Here is a 1867-nt window from a genome sequence, read left to right as displayed (position 1 = left end):
AAACTGTAGAAAATCGTGACAGGTTTTATCTTGATATTGGATTAACCAATACTGGCGCTCTCGGCGCAGCTCACTATTCCCATCCTCCGGAATGCTACGCAAACGGCAGTAAATGCCTCTGGGAATTTCTTGTCTTATATTTGAAGACTGCCATTAACATCGGCATTAATGACTATACCAGTTCCACTCAAAAATAAACCACGTTTGACTCGTTTACCCCCATAAGTTTCATGTTTAATTGGTTCCTCAAGGTCAAGGGCAGATGTTTTGCTTGTATACCTTTCCTCTGTTTCAATCACCTTGATTCCTGCTAGCTGACATTTATAAGTAATTTGCTTGGGCTTTCTTATCATGTGGTATTTGGGTAAAATTTTGGTTGTTTTTTTTGCCTATATCTGCACCTTGTTTCCAATTATCATTTTTTCCTATGACTACAGTACCAATATTATTTGTGGTTAAATACCCAAGCACTAATTTACTGGTGTTATGCAGATAATTCTCGACAAAACGATTTCTATGATAACTCAATGCTTCAATCTTACGACTGGTTTTTCTGTTGCCTTTGAGATGACTTTGGTACTTGGCTTTACGTTTGTTATATAGTTGATTGACACTTTTTAGTGGCTGACCATTAACCAGCATAGGTTTGACACCAGGCTTGTTTGTAGCTAGAGCAACTAATCGGTCAATTCCTAAATCTATTCCTGCTACATATGTGGACTCCATCCGTGGTTGGGATGTTTTTTCATATACTACTTCAATTATATAGCAACCAGTGGCAGGTACCCCAACTGACTTCAACTACAGTTTCCACAACTACAGGTATTTTGATATCACTCATTGATAAGTGACAAATACCATTTTTCAAAGGGGCTTTATAGACTGATTCCTTTGAATATATAACTACATTTCTACCTTTGGTTTTGTTCTTATATTTGGGTATTTTGGGCTTACCCAAAAACTTCTCTGGACGTTTTGACCATTCTTTTATAGCCTGAAAATAACCACGCCAAGTTGCAATCAAGCATTTGATTATTTGTTTTGATACTTTAGTTGGTAATNGTTTTGACCATTCTTTTATAGCCTGAAAATAACCACGCCAAGTTGCAATCAAGCATTTGATTATTTGTTTTGATACTTTAGTTGGTAATGCTCTGTAGGCATCGCTATTTTTGGTGGCGTGATATAGCTTGGTTAAATCTAGACTTTTTGAGCACTTGAAAAAATGTTGACGACAATAATAGTTAGCCAGGTTGTACAAGTTTTTTGATTTAAAGGCTAACTCATCACACACCCGCCAATACTGATGTGTTCGGTTAATAATATGTCTGTCAACCAGTCGCATTCACTCCCTATAATTCATCTTAAGTTATTACCTGTTAATATTACAACACTTTTCTACAAATAGCAACTACTTTATACAATTTTCATTCAACAGTTAATCACCCTAATTGTAATGCCTAATTATAGTCCAGTTTCTGTTGGTTGTAACGGCTTCATTACACATCACAAGAATTTGAGCGTGTAGAATTTTTTTAGCTGGTGCATAACCATTTCGAGCGATTTTTTCTAGGTTATCTTTACTGTTCTACCGTCAGATATAGTTTAGCTCTCCGACCTCTTCCCATAACTATTGTCCTCCATTGCTGACTATTCTATGGGGCTATTTTAGCTCAAACAGTCCAGATTGCTTAATTGCTTATTTTAGCGATATAGCTGCCGCTAGGCTTCGCCAAGGCAATTCTTAGCAAGAGTAACTTTTGGCTGGCTATTCTAATGCACCATTTTAGATGAAACAGTCCACTACTAGACTGACATAGCCAAAACTGTGCATTAGGGAGTAGGGGAGTAGGGGAGTAGGGGAGTA

General features: G+C 37.1%; 2 protein-coding genes and 1 pseudogene. All 3 read right to left on the bottom strand.

Going from position 1 to position 1867, the window contains the following annotated elements:
- Positions 1 to 134: 134 nt before the first annotated feature.
- Positions 135 to 299 carry a transposase gene (locus tag AFK68_RS37825; protein ID WP_210407148.1) on the bottom strand — a complete coding sequence of 55 codons (165 nt, stop codon included), beginning with the start codon at positions 297 to 299 and terminating at the stop codon, positions 135 to 137.
- Between the two features lie 22 nt (positions 300 to 321).
- Positions 322 to 726: a transposase gene (locus AFK68_RS37820; protein WP_210407147.1), complete on the bottom strand. Its 405-nt coding sequence runs from the start codon at positions 724 to 726 to the stop codon at positions 322 to 324.
- A gap of 742 nt (positions 727 to 1468) precedes the next feature.
- Positions 1469 to 1628 (bottom strand): annotated as a pseudogene (locus AFK68_RS00400) (IS630 family transposase); the annotation flags it as partial.
- Between the last annotated feature and the right edge of the window lie 239 nt (positions 1629 to 1867).

It is taken from the genome of Hydrocoleum sp. CS-953 (assembly GCF_002260545.1).
Lineage (GTDB): Bacteria > Cyanobacteriota > Cyanobacteriia > Cyanobacteriales > Microcoleaceae > Trichodesmium.
The sequence above is the reverse complement of the archived record's forward strand: the minus strand, read 5'-3'. Positions and strand labels throughout refer to the sequence as shown.

Bases quoted from the DNA above. Each gene is read 5' to 3' on its own strand.
- AFK68_RS37820 (WP_210407147.1), bottom strand. From the start codon at position 726: ATGGAGTCCACATATGTAGCAGGAATAGATTTAGGAATTGACCGATTA.